The organism is Burkholderia sp. IO2, assembly GCF_029522185.1.
GTDB lineage: Bacteria > Pseudomonadota > Gammaproteobacteria > Burkholderiales > Burkholderiaceae > Burkholderia > Burkholderia cenocepacia.
This window is the reverse complement of the sequence record NZ_JAKWFH010000052.1, coordinates 23,403-44,056: the sequence shown is the minus strand read 5'-3', so window position 1 is coordinate 44,056 and position 20,654 is coordinate 23,403. Positions and strand designations below refer to the sequence as shown.

Here is a 20,654-nt window from a genome sequence, read left to right as displayed (position 1 = left end):
GAGTCAAGCGGGCGTCAACCACAGTGTCGCGAGCGGTGGCAGGCGCAAGGTCGCCGACCACGCCTCGCCGTGCGCGGGCACGGCTTCGGCCCACACGGCGCCGTCGTTGCCGGCGTTGGTGCCGCCGTACGACGCGGCATCGGTGTTCATCAGTTCGCGCCACTGGCCGGGCGCGGGCAGCCCGAGGCGGTAGCCACTGCGCGGCACGGGCGTGAAGTTGCAGACGGCGACGACCAGGCGCCCCGCATCGTCGCGGCGCGCGAACGCGAACACGCTGTTGTCGCGATCGTCGCCGATCAGCCAGGAGAAGCCGGCCGCGTGACAGTCGAGCGCATGCAGCGCCGGCTCGGCCGCGTACGCGCGGTTGAGATCGCGCACGAGCCGCTGCACGCCGCGATGCGCGGGCGCGTCGAGCAAGTCCCAGTGCGGCGTCGCATCGTGCGCGAACTCGCTCCACTGCGCGAATTCGCTGCCCATGAACAGCAGCTTCTTGCCGGGGTGGGCCCACATGAAGCCGAAATACGCGCGCAGCGTCGCGAGCCGCTGCCACGCGTCGCCCGGCATCTTCGCGACGAGCGAGCCCTTGCCGTGCACGACCTCGTCGTGCGACAGCGGCAGCACGAAGCGTTCGGAGAACGCGTACACGAGCCCGAACGTCATCCGGTCGTGGTGGTAGCGGCGATGGATCGGGTCTTCGTGCAGGTACGCGAGCGTGTCGTGCATCCAGCCCATGTTCCACTTGAAGTCGAAGCCGAGCCCGCCGTCGCCGGTCGACGCGGTGACGCCCGGCCACGCGGTCGATTCCTCCGCGACGGTGACGACGCCGGCCGGCGCGGCGTCACCGTGCAGCGTGTCGTTCAGCCGGCGCAGGAACGCGACCGATTCGAGGTTCTCGCGGCCGCCGTACACGTTCGGCACCCATTCGCCTTCCTTGCGCGAATAGTCGCGGTACAGCATCGACGCGACCGCATCGACGCGGATGCCGTCGACGTGATAGCGGCGCGCCCACGCGAGCGCGGAGGCGACGAGGAACGCGCTGACCTCGGTGCGCCCGACGTTGAACACGCAGGTGTTCCAGTCGGGATGCATGCCCTCGCGCGGATCGGCGTGCTCGTACAGCGCGCTGCCGTCGAATTGCGCGAGCCCGTGCGCGTCGTTCGGGAAATGCGCGGGCACCCAGTCGACGAGCACGCCGATGCCGGCCGCGTGCGCGCGGTCGACGAACCGCGCGAAGCCTTCGACCGGCCCGAAGCGCGCGGACGGCGCGAACTGCGCGAGCGGCTGGTAGCCCCACGAGCCGCCGAACGGGTATTCCGCGATCGGCATGAACTCGACGTGCGTGAAGCCCATCCCCTTCACGTACGGAATCAGCCGCTCGGCGAGTTCGTCCCACGTCGCGCTGCGGTCCATCTGCTCGGGAATGCGCTGCCACGACTCCGGATGGACCTCGTAGATCGACCACGGCACGCGGTAGCGGTCGACGCGCGGCCGCGCATGCATCCAGCCGTCGTCGTGCCAGGCGAACGCGTGAAGCGCCGCAACGTCGGCGACCACCGACGCCGTGCGCGGCGGCGCCTCGGTCGCCCGTGCGCACGGATCGGCCTTGTGCGGCAGCACGCGCCCGTCGGCCGCGCACAGCTCGTACTTGTAGCGCTCGCCCGGGCCGATACCCGGCACGAACAGCTCCCACACGCCGGACGGCCGCCGCAGCCGCATCGGATGGCGGCGGCCGTCCCATGCGTTGAAATCGCCGACCACCGACACGCGCTGCGCGTTCGGCGCCCACACCGCGAACCGCACGCCGTCGGTGTCGTCGATGCGCACCGGCGTCGCGCCGAGGCAGTCGAGCACGGCTTCGGGATCGCCGGCCGAAAAACGCGCCAGCGCTGCTTCGTCGAGCAGCGTGCCGAACGCGTACGCATCGTCGGTCACCTGATGCGCATCCGGCCAGTCGATCGAGAGCAGATAGTGCGGCGTGCCGCCATTGTGCGCAATGGTCCCCGCGAAGCAACCGGCGCGATCGACGCACGCGAGCGTGCCGAGTTCGGCGCCGTCCGGCGACAGCGCGCGCACGCGCTCGGCGCCGGGCAGCAGCGCCCGCACGACGATCCGGTCATCCTGTTCGTGCGGGCCGAGGCACGCGAACGGGTCGGGATGGCGGCCGGCGAGCAGCGCGTCGATGTCGGCGCGCGCGAACAACGTGTCGGTCATGGGTTTCCTCCGTCGTCGGGCAGCACGCCGTCGCCGAGCAGGCGGTCGACCAGCGCCGCGAGCCCGCCGACCGGCACGCTCAGCCAGTCGGGCCGGTTCGCGGCTTCGTAGCACAGCTCGTACGACGCCTTGTCGATCAGGAACAGCGCGAGCAGGCGGTCCGCATAGTGCGGATCGACGAAGCGCGCGGGCGCGAGGTCGGCCGCCGCGCGATAGCATTCGACGAAGCGGTCGGCGGCTGCCTGCCCGAAGCGGTCGAACAGCGCGCGCTTGCGGCCGGCGGCCTGCGGCGGCGCTTTTTCGATCGCGAACTGCGCGGTCGCGCTCACGTACGACAGCGAGCGCAGCAAACCGGCCACGTCGCGCAGCGGATGCGATTTCGCGCGACGCCGCTCGAGCGGGCGCGCCGGTTCGCCTTCGAAGTCGATCAGCAGCGCGTCGCCCTGCACGTCGAGCACCTGGCCCAGATGAAAATCGCCGTGAATCCGCGTGCATTGCGCATCGAGCGTGCGCGGCACGAGTTCGCCGAGCGCCTGCACGGCCGCGTCGCGCGACGCGAGCAGCGCATCGGCCGATGCACGGGTGGTCGGATCGAGCGCGTCGAGCCGCGTGCGCAGCACGTCGAGCGCGCGCTCGAACGACGCGATCGCATCGACGCACCAGCTGTCGACGTGTTCGGGCGTCGCGCGCTCCGGCGCGAACGCGGGATCGTCGGACGGCTGCGCGAGCGCGACGTGCAACTGGCCGAGCCGCGTACCGATGATGCCCGCGAACGCCGCATAGCCGAGCAGCGCATCGGGTTCCTCGCCCGTTTCGGCCGCCTCGCCTTCGTCCGCGGCCGGCAGCGCGAGCTCGTCGATCGCGCGGCGCAGGAAATCGAACGATCGCGTCCATGCGTCGCCCTGGTTGTCGACATAGCGCTGCAGGATCGCGACCGTGTGCGGCGTGCCGTCCGGATCGACGTGCACGACCTCGCCGGCCAGCGTCGCGGTGTTCGCGTAGCCGATGCGCGTCAGGTGCCGGCTCATTTCCGCTTCCGGGTGAATGCCGTGCGCGACCTTGCGCACCAGTTTCAGCACGATCGTGTCGCCGATCACGAGCGAGCTGTTGCTCTGCTCGGCCGCGAGCCAGCGCACTTCCGCGTCGTCGCCCGGGTCGAGCCCGGCGAGCGCGTTTTCCGGCAGAAAGGTGAGCCGGCCGCCGTCGGACGTGAGCACCGTCGCGCCGACGCGCAGCTTGCGCAGCATCCCGCGCGCGAACGCCGGCAGCGCGAACGCGTCGGTCAGGTAGCCGACCGTATGGCCGCGCCGCACGCGCGCCAGCGCGAGCTGCGTGAACAGCGGATTGGACGTCTCGCCGCCCCACGCGGCCGCGAGCGGCACGACGTAGCGTTCTGCGCCGCCGTCGCTCGCCGACACCCACGCCTCCGCGTACTGGAACGGCTCGTCCGGAATCGGCGTGACGACGTTCAGCCACGCGTCGCCGATCTTGCGATCCTTCGACGCGAACCAGCGCCGCCGCGCAAGCCACGACGCGAGCGCGTCGTGCGCGAGCGCGTGCAGCTGCGAGACGTCCGGCCGCGTATCGCCGCGCCGCATCACCAGCGTCACGTATTCGGGCAGCGGCTCCGCATGCGGCTGCCGCCACGACGGCTCGCGGCCGTGCTCGGCGAGCACGAACCACAGGAACCCGTACGGCGGGAAGGTGAGGAGATACGGGAGCTGGCCGATCGGCGGAAACGGCGAATCGGACGTCATCTCGATCGGCACGCGGCCCGCGAATTCGGACAGGTCGAGTTCCACCGCCTGCGACGCGCGCGACAGGTTCGCGACGCACAGCACCGGCTCGTGGCCGTCGAGTTCGCGCAGGTACGCGAGTACCTTGCGGTTTTCCGGGCGCAGGAAGCGGATCGTGCCGCGCCCGAACGCCTGCGACGCGCGGCGCGTCGCGAGAATGCGGCGCGTCCAGTTCAGCAGCGAATGCGGATCGCGCGTCTGCGCCTCGACGTTGATCGCGTCATAGCCGTACAGCGAGCCCATCACCGGCGGCAGCACGAGCAGTTCGGGGTCGGCGCGCGAGAAGCCGCCGTTGCGGTCCGACGACCACTGCATCGGCGTGCGCACGCCGTCGCGGTCGCCGAGGTGGATGTTGTCGCCCATCCCGAGCTCGTCGCCGTAATAGATCACCGGCGTGCCCGGCATCGACAGCAGCAGCGAATTGATCAGCTCGATGCGGCGCCGGTCGCGCTCCATCAGCGGCGCGAGCCGGCGCCGGATTCCGAGGTTCAGCCGCGCGCGCCGGTCGCTCGCGTAGGTCTGCCACAGCAGGTCGCGCTCCGAATCGGTGACCATCTCGAGCGTCAGCTCGTCGTGATTGCGCAGGAACACGGCCCACTGGTTGCTCGGCGCGAGCGCCGGGGTCTGCCGCATGATGTCGACGATCGGGAAGCGATCCTCGCTCGCGATCGACATGTAGATGCGCGGCATCAGCGGGAAGTGGAACGCCATGTGGCATTCGTCCTCGTTGCCGAAGTATTCCTGCACGTCTTCCGGCCACTGGTTCGCTTCCGCGAGCAGCATCCGGTTCGGGTACTCGGCGTCGATCGTCGCGCGGATCCGCTTCAGGATCGCGTGCGTCTCCGGCAGGTTCTCGTTGTTGGTGCCTTCGCGCTCGACCAGGTACGGCACCGCGTCGAGCCGCAGCCCGTCGATGCCGAGGTCGAGCCAGAAGCGCATCACCTGGATCACTTCGCGCACGACGGCCGGGTTGTCGAAGTTCAGGTCGGGCTGGTGCGAATAGAAGCGGTGCCAGTAATACTGGCCGGCCACCGGGTCGTGGGTCCAGTTCGACGTTTCGGTATCCAGAAAGATGATCCGCGTGCCCGCGTATTTCGTGTCGGTGTCGGACCACACGTAGTAGTCGCGATGCGTGGAGCCCGGCTTCGCGCGGCGCGCGCGCTGGAACCACGGATGCTGGTCCGACGTGTGGTTGATCACGAGTTCGGCGATCACGCGGATGCCGCGCGCATGCGCTTCGCGGATGAAGCGCCGCACGTCGGCCAGCGTGCCGTAGTCGGGATGCACGTCGCGGTAGTCGGCGATGTCGTAGCCGTCGTCGCGGCGCGGCGACGGATAGAACGGCAGCAGCCAGATCGTGTCGACGCCGAGTTCGGCGATGTAGTCGAGTTTCGCGATCAGGCCGGGGAAATCGCCGATGCCGTCGTTGTTCGAGTCGTAGAACGACTTCACGTGCACCTGGTAGATGATCGCGTCCTTGTACCACAGCGGATCGTCCGCACAGAGCGCGGGTTCGCGGCGGCGCGCGCGGCGCCGGCGCGGCGTGCCGGCCGGCGCGAGCGACGGAAACTGCGCGCGCCGCACGTCGTCGAGGGAATCTTCGCGTTTCATCATGCATGCGCTCCCGAAGGGCCGCGGGCGGGATCCGGTTCGGGCGCCGCCGCCCGCGCGGCGCCCGGAGACGGCGCGAGCCGCCAGATTGCGTACGGCCGCACGTGCGGATCGAGCGAGACGTACTGGCGATGGCCGCGCCAGGTTTCCGCGTGCGCGGCGTCCTGTTCGAGCGCATCGAGCGGTTCGCCGTCGACCAGCCCGAGGCCGCGCCACAGCGCCGCGTCGAGCGTGAAGTTCGCGGCCTGCGGATGCCACGGGTCGAGGCTGATCGCGACGACCACCACGCTGTCGAACGCGGGCGTCGCCTTCATGAACACGAGCACCGAATCGTTGTCCGCCTCGACGAACGTGAGCCCGAGATGCGTCTGCAGCGCCGGGTGATCGCGCCGCGCGCGGTTCAGCCGCGCGATTTCCGCGCCGATGTGCGCGGCCTTCCTCCAGTCGCGCGCGCGCAGCTCGTATTTCTCGGCATCCGCGTATTCCTCGCTGTCCGGCAGCGGCGCCGATTCGCCGAGCTCGAAACCCGAGTACAGGCCCCACGAGCCGGCCAGCGTCGCCGCGAGCGCCGCGCGGATCACGAACTGCGAGCGCGGCGCGTTCTGCAGGTGGCGCGGATTGATGTCGGGCGTGTTGACGAAAAAGTTCGGCCGGAAGAATTCGCGCGGCGGGCCGGCCGTCAGCTCGGTCAGGTAGTCGATGAAGTCGCGCTTCGACTCGCGCCACGTGAAGTACGTGTACGACTGCGAGAAGCCGACTTTCGCGAGGCGATACATCATCGCCGGCCGCGTAAACGCCTCGGACAGGAACACGACGTCCGGATGCCGGCCGCGCACGTCGGCGATCATCCACGCCCAGAACGGCAGCGGCTTCGTGTGCGGGTTGTCGACGCGGAAGATCCGCACGCCCGCGTCGACCCAGAACAGCACCGCGTCGCGCAGCGCGAGCCACAGGTCGGGCAGCGCGTCCGGCGCGTAGAAATCGGGGTTCACGATATCCTGGTAGCGCTTCGGCGGATTCTCCGCGAAGCGCAGCGAGCCATCGGGCCGCCACGCGAACCAGCCCGGATGCGCGGCGAGCCACGGATGGTCGGGCGAGCACTGGATCGCGAAATCGAGCGCGATCTCGAGCCCGTGCCCGCGCGCGGCGTCGACCAGCGCGCGGAACGACTCGAGCGTGCCGAGCTGCGGATGCACGGCCGTGTGGCCGCCGTCGGGTGAGCCGATCGCGTACGGGCTGCCGACATCGTCGGGGCCGGCGGTCAGGCTGTTGTTGCGGCCCTTGCGCGCGGACGTGCCGATCGGGTGGATCGGCGGGAAATACAGCACGTCGAAACCCATGTCGCGGATGCGCGGCAAATGCGCGATCACGTCGTCGAACGTGCCGTGCCGGTGCGGATCGTCGCTCGCCGAGCGCGGAAACATCTCGTACCAGCTCGAGAAGCGCGCCTTGCGGCGTTCGACGTCGACCGGGTAGGTCGTCGCGTCGTGCGTGACGAACGGGCGGTAGCGCAGCGCCGCGAACGCGTCGGCGAGCGCGGGCGCGCCGATCAGCGTGAGGCGGTCGTCGGGCGACGCGTCCTTGAGCTCGGCGGCGAGCCGTTCCATCTGCTTGAGCGCGCGCGGATCGGCGGGATCGGCGAGCTTCAGCGCGGTCGCGAGCAGCAGTTGCGCTTCGCGCACCTCCAGCGTCACGTCCTGGCCGGCCGCGCGCTTTTTCGCGATGTCGGTGACGAGCGACGCCCAGTCGTCGCGCCATGCGATCACGCGGAATTCATGGCGGCCGAGCTGGTCGAGCATGACGCGCGCGTGCCAGCGATCGTTCGGCTCGGCTTCGAACGGCACTTCGCGCCAGGTGTCGTCGCCATCGCCGCGCCACTGGAGCACGGCTGCCAGGTGCGCGTGCCCGTCCGTGAAGATCGAGGCGCTCACGACGAGCGGCTCGCCGATCACGCGCTTGATCGCGAAGCGGCCGCCGTCGACCGATGGCTCGACGCGCTCGATCGCGATCCGGTCGGCCGCGAGCGCCGCGGACAGCACGGTGCGCTCGCGTGCAGCGTCCGCGCGCGTCGTGACGGGCGGCGCTCGCCATGCATGCAGCAGCGCATATGCGCCGGGCGCGAGCGTGAACGGTTCGAGCGCGGCCGGCGGATGCGTGTGCGCGCCGTCCTGCGTGACGACGCGCGTAAAGCCGCCCGGCACGCCGGGCAGGATCGTCGCGGGGTCGACGGTCGCCGGCGCGTCGAGATCGGGATTCAACGCGATCAGCAACGCCGCGTCGTCGTGGTCGAGCAACGGGCCGGTGCCGCGCAGCAGCGCGGTTGCCGGCGCGCCGGGCGCGCTCAGTTGCACGATTTCGCCGCGTGCCGCCGCGACGGGCGTGGCGCGGCGCCATGCGTTCGCATCGGCGAGCGCGCCCGACAGATCGAAACGGGCGTGCTCGAATGCGGCGCGGTAGCGCGCGGCATCCGCGTCGCGCGCCATCAGCGGGACCGTCACGCCGCGCTCGAAGCCCATCGGCACGAGCCAGCCGGTGCCGACGGCCGCGGCCGTCCACAGCGCGCGGCGATACGCGCGGGCGACGGTGTCGTCCGGCGCGTCGGGCCAGTCGTCGGCCAGGCGCGGGCCGTCGGGCGCATCGGGAAACGCGATCGGCGCGCCGATGCGCCGCAGCAGCCGGTGCTCGTCCGCGAACCACGGCGCGCGCAGGTCCCACCAGCGCACCGATGAAAACACCGCGTCGAATCCGGCGGCTTCGAGCTGCGCGAGCGCGTCGCGCGCATGGCCGGGCACCCCGGCGAGCACCGCGACGTCCGGGCGCGCACGGCGCAGCGCCGCGCGCCAGCCCGGCCACCAGTCGGCCGGCAGATGATGCGGTGCGTCGATCAGGAAGCCGGCCGCGCCCGCATCGGCGAACGTCGCGAGATGCGTGCACCACCACGCGGACAGCGCGTCGCGCACCGCTTCGTCGCCGGCGTTTGCATGCGCGATGTCCAGCGCGTGCGCGGTGCCGCGCGGATCGATCAGCGCGTCGTCGTGCGTGCGCTCGACGTACCAGTCCGGATGCTCGGCGCGCAGCGGGTTCTCGCGCGCGATGCGATCGGGCACGACTTCGAGCAGCAGGCGCAGCCCGTGGCCTTTCGCGAGCTGCGCGAGCCGCGAGAAGGTTTCGAGCGCGCTTGCGCGCGTGTCGAACGACTGGGCCGGCCGCCGGAAATCGGCCACGTGGCGCGGGAAGCCGGCGACGCTCGCGGCCCAGAACGCGCCGACCAGCACGTGATCGAAGCCCATCCCGGCGATATGCGCGAAGGTTTGCGGCCATACGTCGAGCGGCCCGACGAGGCGGGCGTCGCAGAAGTAGAGGTGCGGAGCGAACGGTGGTGTGGAGTCCATGGCGTGGCGCGGGCGGGTGGCGGCGAGCGGTAACGCCGGTGCGTCGCAACCTGCGTGCCTGCTGCCGGATCGCCTGCGGAGCACGGTGTGTGCGGGAGGCCGGCTTGAAGGGGCTGCCGTTTTTACATGATTGCCGGGCACGCGCTTGCACTTACATGCGCGGAATCGACCGAATATCCGAACTGTCGCCCGTCGCCGGATCGTCGTCCGAAGTAGGAATCGGCACACCCGGGTCATACCGCACCACCGCGCCATGTTCGATCCGGTGCGGGAACGACGGCGGCGCGTCCACCTCGTCGCCGAAGCGCGCACGCACGAACGCGCGCAGCAGCGCCACGCGCGCATCGCGGCCATGCGCGCCGCACGTCGACGGGCCGTCGACGAAGGTCGCGTCGCATTCGACGTCGTTCCCATGGCGGGCGATCCGCAGATCCTCCACGCGATCGAGCACCGCGCCCGCGTCGGCCCACGACGCCGAAGGCGCGAACGGCGCGTCGAGATGCCGGAACGCGTCGCACGCGGCCGTCACGACGACGGTCGGCGCGACCGCCGTGAAGCGCAGCGTGTCTTCGTCATCGGCGCACAACGCGCGGGCGCACCAGTAATCGAGATCCTTTCCGTCGAGGGCATCGGTTCGCATGGGCTGACTCCGTCGGATCGAAAAACGCCTCACCGCGCAAGCGCCGTGCCCGTCGCGGGCGTCGCGCGCATCCGGGCCACCAGCGGATAGTGGTCCGACGCGTGCCGGGCCCGCGCGCTGCGGTGCACGACCACGTCGACCAGCAGCTCGCCCGGATGGATCCAGATCCGGTCCAGCGAGAACACCGGGCACACGGTCGGGAACGTGCGCGGCGCCGGCGCGCGCCGGAATCGCGTGACGAGCGCCTGCAGCGCGCGGCCGCGCACGAACCACTCATTGATGTCGCCGAGCAGGATCACCGGCATCGCGCCGGTGTCGAACGCCGCGAGCAGCCGCTGCACCTGCGCGCTGCGTTCGCTGGCGGACAGCCCGAGATGGGTCGCGACCACGCGGATCGTGCCCGCGCCGCAGTCGATGTCGGCGTCGAGCGCGCCACGCGGCTCGCGCGGGTGGAACGACAGGTCGAGTGTGCGCGCCGCGCGGATCGGGCAGCGCGACAGCACCGCGTTGCCGTAGCGGCGCTCCGGCGTGTCGATCGTCGGGCCGGCCACCGCGTGCATGCCGGTCGCGTCGCGCAAATGCGCGAGCACGTCGGGCGCGCGCGTGCCGCCGAGGGGCACTTCCTGCAGCGCGATCACGTCCGCGTCCAGTTCGTCGATCACGGCCGCGATCCGGTCGACCGCGCGCGCCGGCCACGCACCGTAGCCGCCGTGGATGTTGTAGGTCGCGATCCGCAGGTCGCGCCCGCCCGGCGCGGCGGCGGGCGCCGCGTCGGCGGTGACGACGTGCGGTGGCGGGGCCGCGTGTTCGCTCAGCGCCATCGTCGCAGCATCCTCACGAGCAGGATCGACACGCCGACCAGCACGAGGCCGATCGCCGCGAGCCATGCGAACGCGCCGGGCCCCGGATGGCTGAGCGCGGCGGTCAGCTGGTGCGCGAACGTGACGGTCAGCACGATGCCCGGCAGCATCCCGAGCGCGGTGCCGATCAGGAAGTCGCGCAGCCCGATGTGCGACGCGCCGGCGACGAGGTTCACGACGGTGAATGGCGCGATCGGCAGCAGCCGCAGCACGGCCATCGCGACCACGCCGCGCCGGCCGATGCGCTCGCTCAGCCGGTTCGCGCGCGGGCCGGCGAGCCGGCGCACCGCGTCGCGCCCGAGCCAGCGGCCGAGCGCGTAGGTCGCGGCGGCTGCTGCCATCGAGCCGATGCCCGCATACGCGAAACCCGGCCACGCGCCGAACACGAGCCCCGTCGCGGCGATCAGCAGCGTGATCGGCACCGCGCAGGTCGCCGCGATCACGTAGGCCGCGAGCAGGAGCACCGGCGCGGCCGGCAGCCGCGCGATGCCGGCCACCGCGTGCGACAGCGATGCGACGTTCAGGTGCGCACCCAGCGGCGTGAAACGCCACGCGAGCGCCAGCGCGGCGATCGCGAGCACGATCGCACCGAGCACGAAAAAGCGCGCGGTGAGCGTGCGATGCTGTTCGTGCGGCACGAATTCGCGGATGAACCGGTCCGGTTCGATCGGCTGTTCCGGGTCGAGCCGCGCGCTGACCGGCACCAGCGCTTCGAATTGCGGCGACACGGCCGGATCGAGCGTGCGCAGCGTGCGGCCGGGTTTCGCGCGCAGCCGGTCGAGCACGACGTTCGGCCGTTCCCCGCACGCGAACGCGTCGGCCACCGCCGCGGGCGTCGTACCGAGATGCTCGGCCAGCAGCCGCTCGCGCATGGCGGCGATCGCGGCGCGAATGCGGGGATCGCCGGCCGCGACGAGCGCGATGCAGCATTCGGTGTCGAGCAGCATCGAGCGGTTGTTCAGGTTCGCGCTGCCGATCACGATGCATTCGTCGTCGACGATCGCGACCTTGCTGTGCACGTTCACGCACCCGTCGCCGAGCCCGTCGACGTGCGGATACAGCAGCCGGTAGCGGTCGAAGCGGTCGGCCGACGCGAGCGTCGCGTGCAGCCGCGCGCGCAGCACGCCCATCGTCGCTTCCTGCAGCCAGCCGCTCTGCACGCGCGGCGCGACGACCGTCACGTCCGGCCCGTGCGTGTCGGCGAGGCGCGCGGACAACGCTTCGCGCACCACCGCGGCGGTGAAATACTGGTTTTCGACATACAGGTGCCGCCGCGCGGCGCGGATCGCGTCCTCGACGAGCGCGCGCACCTGCCGCACCGGCTCGCGGCCGCCGTGACGCGGCGCCGTATAAGCGATGCCGAGCTGCACGTCGCGCACGTCGACGCGCGCATCGGGCGGCCACGGATCGTCGTCGTCCGCGCGGTCGAGATGCCGCTGCGCGCGGATCGCGATCGGGCGCCCGCACGCCTGCAGCCAGCGCGCTCGCGCCTGTTCGCCGATCGCGGCGGCGGCGTCGCCGTCGAACATCGCGTGCACGTCGTGGAACGGCCCGTACGGCATGCCGTGCTCGTCGCGGCGGCGCGGATCGTCGGCCGCATGCGCGGGCGTGTCCCAGCGGGCGCGCGTCAGGTCGAGCCCGCCGACGAACGCGAGCCGGTCGTCGATCACGACGAGCTTCTGGTGATGCGACGCGCCGCGCGGATGCGCATCGTCGAGCCGGAACCGGATGCCGCGATGCGCGCGCCAGCCGGCCCGATACACGGGCGGCCAGTCGCGCTCCAGCGCGTAGATCATCGCGAAGTCCCACGCGAGTACGTAGATGCGCAGGTTGTGACGAGCAGACGCGAGCGCGTGCAGGAAGGCCGCGAGCGTGTCGGGCAGCGTGTCGTCGGCGCCGCCGGGCGCGAGCCGCATCCGGCTGTCCACGTCCCAGCCGACGATGAACACCGTGTGGCGCGCGCGCAGCAGCGCGGCGCGCAGCGTCGAGAAGTACGCATCGCCGTCGACCAGCATCGCGAAGCGGTCCGCGCCGCGGATCGTGTCGCAGTTGCGCCCGCGTTCGAGCAGGCCGTGCCGCGGCGGGCCGGCCGCCGGCGCGGCGTCGACGCGCCGGTCGTCGGCGCGGGTCATGCGATCCGGCGCGATCATCGGGCCCCGACGTCGCGGTTGCCGTCGATCCGCTGCAGCAGCGCATCGCAGCGTGCCCGAAGCCCCTGCAACTCCGGCGAATGTGCGTCGAGCCGCGCATGCTCGCCGTGCGCGACCGCGATGTCGTAGATCTCCTGCGCGATCGTCGCCGACGCGTGCGCGATCCTGATCCGGTCGAGCCAGTCGCATTCGGCGCGCTGGCACGCGAGCCACGCGCGCAGCGCGCCCACCAGCTGGCTGGTCGTGAGCCAGGCGCCGCTGCGCATGCGCGCGGCGAGCTGGCTCGTCACGAGATAGGAGAGCAGGTCGGTCTGGGTCACACGAAACTCCTTGACGAGGTGTCGGGTTGACAGGTCCGTACGCACGCGATGTTTTGCAGCGTCTCGCAGATCGCCGCAAATTCCGGCCCGCTCGTGCGCGAGAACGAGACGGAGATGTCGTCGGTGTCCGGGTCGTCGTCCGATTGCTGGACGATGAACCGTTTCACGCGCACCCGGCCGGGGCCGAGCGCTTCGTGCAGCGTGCCGAGCGTGAGGCCGCCGCGCTCGGCCACGAGCAGCAGCGTGCGCTGCTGGCGCTGCGCGATGAAGCGACGCTCGAGCGGCTTCACGCCCGCGAGGATCGCGAGCACGATCGCCGTCGCGCCGACCGACGCAACCACCATGCCGCCGCCCGCGGCGAGCCCGACGCCGGCCACCGCCCACAGGCTCGCGGCCGTCGTCAGCCCGCGCACCACTTCGCCGCGCAGCAGGATCGAGCCCGCGCCGAGAAAGCCGATGCCGGACACCACTTGCGCGGCGACCCGCGACGGGTCGAGCACGACGCCGTTCTGCCCGCGCACGTCCTCGAAGCCGAACGTCGATACCAGCATCGCGAGCGCGGAACCGACGCACACGAGCATGTGCGTGCGCAGCCCGGCGGCCCAGTTCAGGCGTTCGCGTTCGAGCCCGATCACGCTGCCGAGCAGCGCGGCCAGCAGCAGGCGTCCGAGTAATTCGAGGTGGCCGATCATGATGTGCATCCCTTCCGGCCCTCAGCGAGGCGGGCCCGGTAGCGGTTCGATGCGGAAAAGGGACGCAAGCAGCGTGCCGGCCGGGCACGGCGCGTGCGCGCAAGGCCGGCGGCGCGCCTGACGAGCATGCGGCGCGCATTTTTTGCATCGCTATCGCAGATAAGACAGGAGGCCACCGTGGCACATCAACAGGACGCACAGGTTCGGGACCCGTATCGCGGCCACGAGATTTTCGTGTGGGCGCGACCCAACGAGCGCGGCGCATGGCGCGACGAGGTGCAGGTGTACGTCAACGGCGCGCGCATCGAGCTGGTGGTGCCGGAAGCCGCCGGCCCGGAATGGCTGACCGAGGTCGAGGCGCTGAGGGCGGGCCTCGAGCGCGGCCGCTATCTGATCGACAAGCGCGTGGACGACGACTGACCGGCATCGCGCTTGCGGCGCCGTGTGCCGCGACAGCGCACCACGGCAAGTACCTTGTGAACCCATGCCGGCCCGCGCCGGGAGGAACCGATGAGCGATCCGCGTACCCTGCATATCTACCGCTACGACCCCGACCGCGACGCGGCGCCTTACATGCAGCGCTACGAGATCGACGTGAATCCGGACGACCGCATGCTGCTCGACGTGCTGGGCCGCGTGAAATGCGACGACGAGACGCTGTCGTATCGGCGCTCCTGCCGTGAAGGCATCTGCGGCTCGGACGCGATGAACATCAACGGCAAGAACGGCCTCGCATGCCTGACGAACATGCAGACGCTGCCGCGCGAGATCGTGCTGCGGCCGTTGCCGGGGCTGCCGGTGGTGCGCGACCTGATCGTCGACATGACCGATTTCTTCAACCAGTACCACTCGATCCGGCCATACCTGATCAACGACACGACGCCGCCCGCGCGCGAACGGCTGCAATCGCCGGAGGAGCGCGACCAGCTCGACGGGCTGTACGAATGCATCCTGTGCGCGTGCTGTTCGACGTCGTGTCCGAGCTACTGGTGGAACCCGGACAAGTTCGTCGGTCCGGCCGGGCTGCTGCAGGCGTACCGCTTCATCGCCGATTCGCGCGATCTCGCGACGGCCGAGCGGCTCGACGATCTCGAGGACCCGTACCGGCTGTTCCGCTGCCGGACGATCATGAACTGCACGGACGTGTGCCCGAAGGGGCTGAATCCGACCAAGGCGATTTCGGAGATCCGGACGATGCTGGTCAGGCGGACGGTGTGACGCGCGATGTCTGGATGCTTGCTCATGGACTTATGAAAATAACGCGATTAGCCGTTGCAGGAGCGGTATTCGCGCCGTCCACGCGTCCAGTCTGGAAGGCGGCATGGGGATGAAGCGCAAGGGCGACGACTTCGATTGGTCGTAGTAGAAAATAGTGTCGTCGCCGTACTCCAGTTCCCGAGGGGTTGCATCATTAATCGTGCGCACCGCGAAATACCTCTCCGCCAGCACATCCCCGGCCGGCCCTGTCACCCGGAGCCGAATTTCGTCGCCGTCGCCAAAAGAGCGGCGTGCGCCGCACAGTTCGATTTTATATTTCTCGCCACCGAACTCTTTCGTTCCACCGTTGAGAGCCTGAGTATAGCTTTCGCACCCGCCATATGATTTCAGAAACATGAGGGACGGAATCGCCAAAGCCAAGACGACCGCGATCGCGATTAAATTTTTTCTGGTGACCTGCATATTTCGCCCAGGCTCAATTTGATGGGATTTTTCAATTTGAGGTATCGAAGTCGAGAATATATCACGAAATCCTCTCCGCGATTATGCTTGAGTCTCCAGTCGTTGTAGGTTTTGTTGAAAACAGGATAGTGCACATCGCATGCCCTGAATTTCTTGAACAGACCTTTTCGTGTGTCAATTGGTTTATCCAGAAAATCATCGAGCAGATACTTCCATTTAATACTCGATTCAACCTCAAGGGCGTCGCCGAGGTTGGAATTGACGCCGCTTCGATATAGAAGCTCCCTGAGTCTCCCTCCGTTCGTGATGATCATTCCGTTTTTATTCCAGTGCCCCAAATACTGGCTGCTCGATGGCGGCTTTCCGTCATTGAAAGAATAGCTATCTTTTATGTACGCGTAGATATGTGTTATGGATGCGGTCAAGTCCGTGCAGTAGGATTTGGTCTTTTCATGGTTGTCGTATTTTTAATATCTGTCTCCGGAAAACTCCGCACGCCCAATGGCGGCATAGATGTTGAAGTTGGCCAGAGCAGCAGTCAAATCTGTAGGCGCATACGGGAGCCCCCCCGTCGTGTCGAAGCTGGATATATTAATGAGTTGAAATTGCCACTTCCTGCAAAACTCGACGAGATTGCCTTTGTCGCCGACCGTCTGAAAATCGAAAGCTACCGAAGATGCGAATTTTTCTTTCACCGCACGCCGTAGCAGATCTCTCAACCTTGCTCTGGCGCTTTCGTTGTAGATATTTTTCGAGATGAGCTCGTCATATCGCTCTTTGACCTTCCCGAACCTGAGGGCCCAATCGAGCGTGACGGTGGTGTTGTCAAACGGCTGGTCAGTTTTGAAGCTGTTGTCCCAAACGTGTTTGGGGCCGCTGAACCATCGTCGGGCGAGTTTGGCCGCAACAGGCCATTTCATTCGTTCCATCGCCTCAGGAACATCCAGCAGGTCAAAGGGAGGGGGATTCTCGCAATCTTCCGCGTCGGCTGGCTCGGATGACTTGCGAGGTGGCGCTTGCTTGGGTGGAGGAGCCTTCGCCGGCTCGGGCGCTTTGATCGTCTCAGGCTTTGCTGGGTTGGGCTCCGGAGGCTTGAAGGGCTTGGGTTCGCCCGGAGCAAGCTTGTCCATGCAAACGCCGTGCGGTGTATTCAGAGGAACACATCCGTTGACGCCAGCGTATTCCTTCCACTTCGGCATTGAAAAGGGAATCGATGATGTCTTGATTTCATAATACGGTAATTTTTTGATGTCCGGCATAGGGATTTCGATAGTAATTTTTGAAATGAACAGGTGAGTTAATCGATATCCAGGAAAATTGAATGGCAACAATGAAAAAAACTGTTACGTCAGCCTGCGTACTCGATGGTCGTAAAGACATGAACTGGGCCACTGTCAGGGGCAACCCGAGCCAATTGGCATGTCCCGCTCTATACGATGTCGACATCAGCTACGACGGCTGCTCATTCCTGTGCCTCAGCGCTTCCGCCGTCAACCATGGCTTTTCGAGTCCTGCTTTAACGTGCAGATAGGTGCAGGTGGCTCGTGCCGTCGTGTTGATTACTCCTATTCGCGCGTCGAACCCGATCTAGTGTACCGGGATGCAGAAGTGCTGAGGTGCGACCACGGATGTCCGAGGAAAATGGTTTTATAATCGATCGGGGGATTAAATGGTCGCACCTGTTCGATAATTAATAATTAAGTTCCTCGCATGCCATAAAATCGCTCGCCCACGTATATTCACGCGGGAGAATTATTCGTTGGCACTTGAATAACGGGAAAACGTATAGGCGTTAGTCGCAGCGGGCGTCGATTCCGGCGTCGTACGCGTCATGCTCCTTGCGCGGGCCGCGAAGCTCGATGTCGATTTAGTGGATGGCGATGGGCCGGATAGCAATCTGCCGTTGCCGATCTCTGTGACGGCAACGGTCGATGCCAATTTGTGCGGATATGGCGAATCATTACTGACGTCTGCACGGCGGTGGCGCTATCTGAAGGTGCGCGAAATGCCGGATGCGGCGGAGCAGAGCAGAGCGCTGGCGCGTTCCAGTGCGTCGTTGCCGGCGCCACCGGCTCCCGCTATTTCCCGGCAAACGCGTCCGCCTGCGCGGTGCGATGCCGTGCCGCAACGCGATCGCCGGCCGGATAGAACTGCCGCGCCCATCGCTGGAATACCGGATACGGCCCGTCGCCTGCGACCGGGGTACCGTAGCCGGTGTAGTCGCGATGGCTCCACACCATGATGTCTTCCTTGAACACCGGCACCAGCCACAGCCGGTGCAGCAACCGGCCGAGCGCGGCGTAGACGATCCGCTGCAACGGAGCCGGCCACCTCGACAGCCACGAAAAGCGGAACGAGATACCGTCCCGGAAGGTCCAGCGCAACGGCGCGACCTGCACGCCGCACGCGAAGATCTTCGCTTCGAGGCCGATCGCCTTCATTTCATGGTCGGACGACACGCAGCCGAGGCCGTGAACGCCGATCACCGTGCGCCATCTGATGTGCTTCCACGCCATGTCCACCTGCATCGAAATGCGCGGGCCGTCGATCACGGGCGTATGCGGTTTCATGTCCTTCCAGCGGTGCAGCGCGCCGAAATGTTCGAGATCGAAGCCGTTTTCCGGCAGGTTCTGCATCACGCCGCGTAGCGTGAATGCCTGGCCGACCGGTGCCGAGAAGCCGGTCATGTCCACTTCCGGCAGTTCCCAGGTCGGCGCCAGGCCGTCGGCGTTCTGCCATACGAACACGAAGCCGTTCCACTCGCGCACATGCCAGGTGCGAAGCGTCAGCCGTTGGCCGCCTTTCGTGCAGCCGGCGGCGATACGCCGGCCGTCGGGGCCGTACGCGTAGTGATGGAACGGACAGACGATCTGCTCGCCGTCGACCGTGCCGCCGTGGCCGAGATGCGCGCCCTGGTGCGGGCAATACGCGTCGACCGCGCAGGCGACGCCCGAGGCCGTCCGGTACAGCACGACGTCGCGTCCCATGAACGGCGTCGCGAGCACGGCCCCGCGCTTCAGCTCGCGGCTGAAACACAGCGCGAACCACCCGTCCGGATAGGGCAGCGGCGCGGTTTCGTCGACGGGGCCGGCTGCATGCATCGCGCGCTCCTGCATCGGCATGGCACTCATCGCGCGAATTCCCGATCGGCATGTGCGACGGCCGCCGACACGGGGCCGTCTCGCCCGTCGGGTGCGTCGCCGCCGGGCGCCGGGTAGAACTGCGCGGCCCAGCGCCGGAACGTCATGATCGGCAGCTCGCCGGCCATCAGCGTCGGGCGTGCGTCGTAGTCGCGGTGATCCCAGATGCGCAGGTCGCGCTTGAATTGCGGCACGAACCACAGCCGGTATGCGGCGCTCGCGAGGACCTCGTGCAGGGCCCGGCGCAGCGGCGACGGCCACGCCGACGCACGTTCGACGCGCAGCGCGACGAATTCGCGGCAGGTCCAGCGGTCGGGTTCGATCTGCGTCGGGAACAGCACGACCCGTGCGTGCAGCCCGAGGTCCGGCAGTTCCATGCGCGCGGCCATGCAGCCCAGGCCGTGCATCGTGATGTCCAGCAGCAGCCGTTGCCCGAGCAGCACGAGCGTCGAGCGCATCGTCAGCCGGTGGCCCTCGGCTTGCAGCGGCTCCAGCACCGGATTCGACCAGCCGTGCACCGGGCTGAAATGATTGACGTCGACGCCGTTCTCGGCCGGATTCTGCAGGCTGCCGTTCAGCGTGTGGCACTGGCCGCGCGGCCGCGAATAGCCGTCGAGGTCGAGTTCGGGCAGCGACCACGACGGCGCTGCGCCCGCACGGTCCTGCCATGCGAGCACCAGGCCGTTCCATTCGCATACGGGGCGCTGCCGCAGCGTGGCGGCGGGCGGCTTGCCGTCGCGCCCGGCGCGCACGCAGGTGCCGTCCGCGGCGAACGCGAGGTGATGGAACGGGCATACGATCTCCTCGCCGCGCACGACGCCGCCGTGCCCGAGATGCGCGCCGAGGTGCGGACAATGCGGCGCGACCGCGCGAATCAGGCCGGATGCCGTTCGATACAGCACGACGTCCGCGCCCATGAAGCGCGTCACGACGAGCGCGCCGGGTTTGACGTCGCGGCTGTAGGCCAGCGCGAACCAGCCGTCCGGATAGCGATGTCGCGAAGCGGCGGCGAGTTCTGGCACAAGAGGGGTCGGTGCGTGCATGTGCGTCTCCAGTCACCGGGGCCGAGCATGCCGGTCCGCCGCCGCGATTTCCTCGAGCGTCGGCAGCGCCGTCATCGCGACTGCGCCGCCGGCGAAGCGCCCGCCGCCGAGATCGTCGCCGTGGTAGCGGGTGCTGAATGCATGAAACTCCGCATTGCCGGCACTCATGTAACACAGCTCCGTCACGTAGGCCTGCGCGTCGGCGTCGCCGGCCAGCGCGCCCGTCGCGACCGCTTCACGCGCGTCGATCAGACGGTGTTCGTTCGACATGCAGAGTACCGCCAGCCGGTCGAGCGCCGCCTGTGCGTTCAGTTGCTCGACGCGCATCAGGATCCACACGGCATTGAATCGCTCGTGCGCGGACCATTCCTTGCGAAACGAAAACAGGTCGTTGACGAGGATCACCGAGTCGATCGTCGCATCGCGCGCATCGGCGAGTGCCGCGTGTTGCGCGAGGCGCTGCCGCATGTCGATGTCGAGCGCGTATTCGGTGAGCAGCGTGATCCAGTGGCCGAAGCCCTCGACCCGGCGAAACGCCAGATAGTCGGCCAACGACAGGCGCGTTGCGTCGGTTGCCGTCGGGCTGGCCTGCGTATGGATCTGCTCGCGGATGCATTCGACGAACCGCCGCCAGAAGGCCGGGCGCGCCTCGCTCCGGGTGCGCATCAACTGCAGCGTGTCGTGCAGCAGCCGCGCGGAAGGTGCGTCGGCCGGCGGCGGCGTGCCGTCGACGGCCGCCAGGAAATGCTCGCGCAACGTGTCGAGCCCCGCCTGATCGCCGGTGCGTGCGAGATGCGTGAAGGCGTCGTCCATCAGCGTCGTGACGTGCATCATGCGGTGGAGCGCGTACACGCGATCGGGCCGCGCATTCGGGTAGCACAGGCTGCCATACGCGGGAATGCGCTGCGCGAGAAAACGGCGCGCCGCGGCGTCGCTGCGATAGTGCTGCACGATGTACGGGTAGTCGTCGATCGCGAGCTGCCGCTCGATTGCTTCATGCTGCGGGTGCCGTGCGACGGGCAGCGACAGATGCGGCAGCGGCAGCACCAGCGTTTGCGTCTCGCTGGGCGGGGCGCTCGTGGCGCGTGGCGTTCCGGATGCTTGCATGCGGCTCTCCAA

The 20,654-nt window shown here is 68.4% G+C and carries 14 protein-coding genes and 1 pseudogene; 2 read left to right on the top strand and 13 right to left on the bottom strand.

Translation table 11 applies throughout. The features are described 5' to 3' along the window. Positions 1-3: 3 nt before the first annotated feature. From glgB to MMB92_RS27475, 8 genes are all read right to left on the bottom strand, one after another. Positions 4-2,211 (bottom strand): 1,4-alpha-glucan branching protein GlgB, encoded by a 2,208-nt coding sequence (gene glgB / locus MMB92_RS27510; RefSeq protein WP_048987166.1) that lies wholly within the window; start codon positions 2,209-2,211, stop codon positions 4-6. Beyond that, a complete protein-coding gene (treS, locus tag MMB92_RS27505; protein WP_034204035.1) occupies positions 2,208-5,618 on the bottom strand; it encodes a maltose alpha-D-glucosyltransferase in 3,411 nt (1,136 codons plus the stop codon). Before treS ends, glgB begins: the two co-directional genes overlap by 4 nt. After that, the gene (locus tag MMB92_RS27500) at positions 5,618-9,010 is read right to left on the bottom strand and encodes a maltotransferase domain-containing protein (RefSeq protein WP_062885677.1); all 3,393 of its coding nucleotides are present in this window, start codon (positions 9,008-9,010) and stop codon (positions 5,618-5,620) included. The genes treS and MMB92_RS27500 overlap by 1 nt, the downstream gene beginning before the upstream one ends. Before the next feature lie 151 nt (positions 9,011-9,161). Continuing rightward, positions 9,162-9,650 carry a phage protein NinX family protein gene (locus MMB92_RS27495; protein ID WP_034203618.1) on the bottom strand — a complete coding sequence of 163 codons (489 nt, stop codon included), beginning with the start codon at positions 9,648-9,650 and terminating at the stop codon, positions 9,162-9,164. Positions 9,651-9,679: 29 nt separating this feature from the next. Beyond that, the gene (locus MMB92_RS27490; protein ID WP_006498305.1) at positions 9,680-10,471 is read right to left on the bottom strand and encodes an endonuclease/exonuclease/phosphatase family protein; all 792 of its coding nucleotides are present in this window, start codon (positions 10,469-10,471) and stop codon (positions 9,680-9,682) included. Beyond that, positions 10,462-12,642 carry a VTT domain-containing protein gene (locus MMB92_RS27485; RefSeq protein ID WP_230391128.1) on the bottom strand — a complete coding sequence of 727 codons (2,181 nt, stop codon included), beginning with the start codon at positions 12,640-12,642 and terminating at the stop codon, positions 10,462-10,464. Before MMB92_RS27485 ends, MMB92_RS27490 begins: the two co-directional genes overlap by 10 nt. Positions 12,643-12,656: 14 nt before the next feature. Continuing rightward, complete coding sequence (locus MMB92_RS27480; protein WP_012336640.1) at positions 12,657-12,980, bottom strand: hypothetical protein; 324 nt, start codon at positions 12,978-12,980, stop codon at positions 12,657-12,659. Beyond that, positions 12,977-13,672 carry an MgtC/SapB family protein gene (locus MMB92_RS27475; RefSeq protein ID WP_062886072.1) on the bottom strand — a complete coding sequence of 232 codons (696 nt, stop codon included), beginning with the start codon at positions 13,670-13,672 and terminating at the stop codon, positions 12,977-12,979. The genes MMB92_RS27480 and MMB92_RS27475 overlap by 4 nt, the downstream gene beginning before the upstream one ends. A gap of 177 nt (positions 13,673-13,849) precedes the next feature. Here MMB92_RS27475 and MMB92_RS27470 point away from each other — a divergent pair, with 177 nt between their 5' ends. Beyond that, positions 13,850-14,092, top strand: a complete 243-nt coding sequence (locus tag MMB92_RS27470) for a DUF6566 family protein (RefSeq protein ID WP_023476627.1) — start codon at positions 13,850-13,852, stop codon at positions 14,090-14,092. A gap of 90 nt (positions 14,093-14,182) precedes the next feature. Next, the gene (locus MMB92_RS27465; RefSeq protein ID WP_011545529.1) at positions 14,183-14,890 is read left to right on the top strand and encodes a succinate dehydrogenase/fumarate reductase iron-sulfur subunit; all 708 of its coding nucleotides are present in this window, start codon (positions 14,183-14,185) and stop codon (positions 14,888-14,890) included. A 30-nt stretch (positions 14,891-14,920) separates the two neighbouring features. Here the strand turns inward: MMB92_RS27465 and MMB92_RS27460 are convergent, their stop codons facing one another. The 5 genes and pseudogenes from MMB92_RS27460 to MMB92_RS27440 all read right to left on the bottom strand — a co-directional run bounded on the left by MMB92_RS27460 (position 14,921) and on the right by MMB92_RS27440 (position 20,642). Then, positions 14,921-15,352: a hypothetical protein gene (locus MMB92_RS27460; protein WP_058903669.1), complete on the bottom strand. Its 432-nt coding sequence runs from the start codon at positions 15,350-15,352 to the stop codon at positions 14,921-14,923. Next, positions 15,328-16,482, bottom strand: a pseudogene (locus MMB92_RS27455) (DUF6402 family protein). Before MMB92_RS27455 ends, MMB92_RS27460 begins: the two are co-directional and overlap by 25 nt. A 948-nt stretch (positions 16,483-17,430) precedes the next feature. After that, positions 17,431-18,483, bottom strand: a complete 1,053-nt coding sequence (locus tag MMB92_RS27450; RefSeq protein WP_058903668.1) for a Rieske 2Fe-2S domain-containing protein — start codon at positions 18,481-18,483, stop codon at positions 17,431-17,433. Next, positions 18,480-19,535, bottom strand: coding sequence for a Rieske 2Fe-2S domain-containing protein (locus MMB92_RS27445; RefSeq protein ID WP_062885674.1), 1,056 nt, complete (start codon positions 19,533-19,535; stop codon positions 18,480-18,482). Before MMB92_RS27445 ends, MMB92_RS27450 begins: the two co-directional genes overlap by 4 nt. Positions 19,536-19,547: 12 nt before the next feature. Then, positions 19,548-20,642, bottom strand: coding sequence for a methyltransferase type 12 (locus tag MMB92_RS27440; protein ID WP_058903666.1), 1,095 nt, complete (start codon positions 20,640-20,642; stop codon positions 19,548-19,550). Positions 20,643-20,654: the final 12 nt, after the last annotated feature.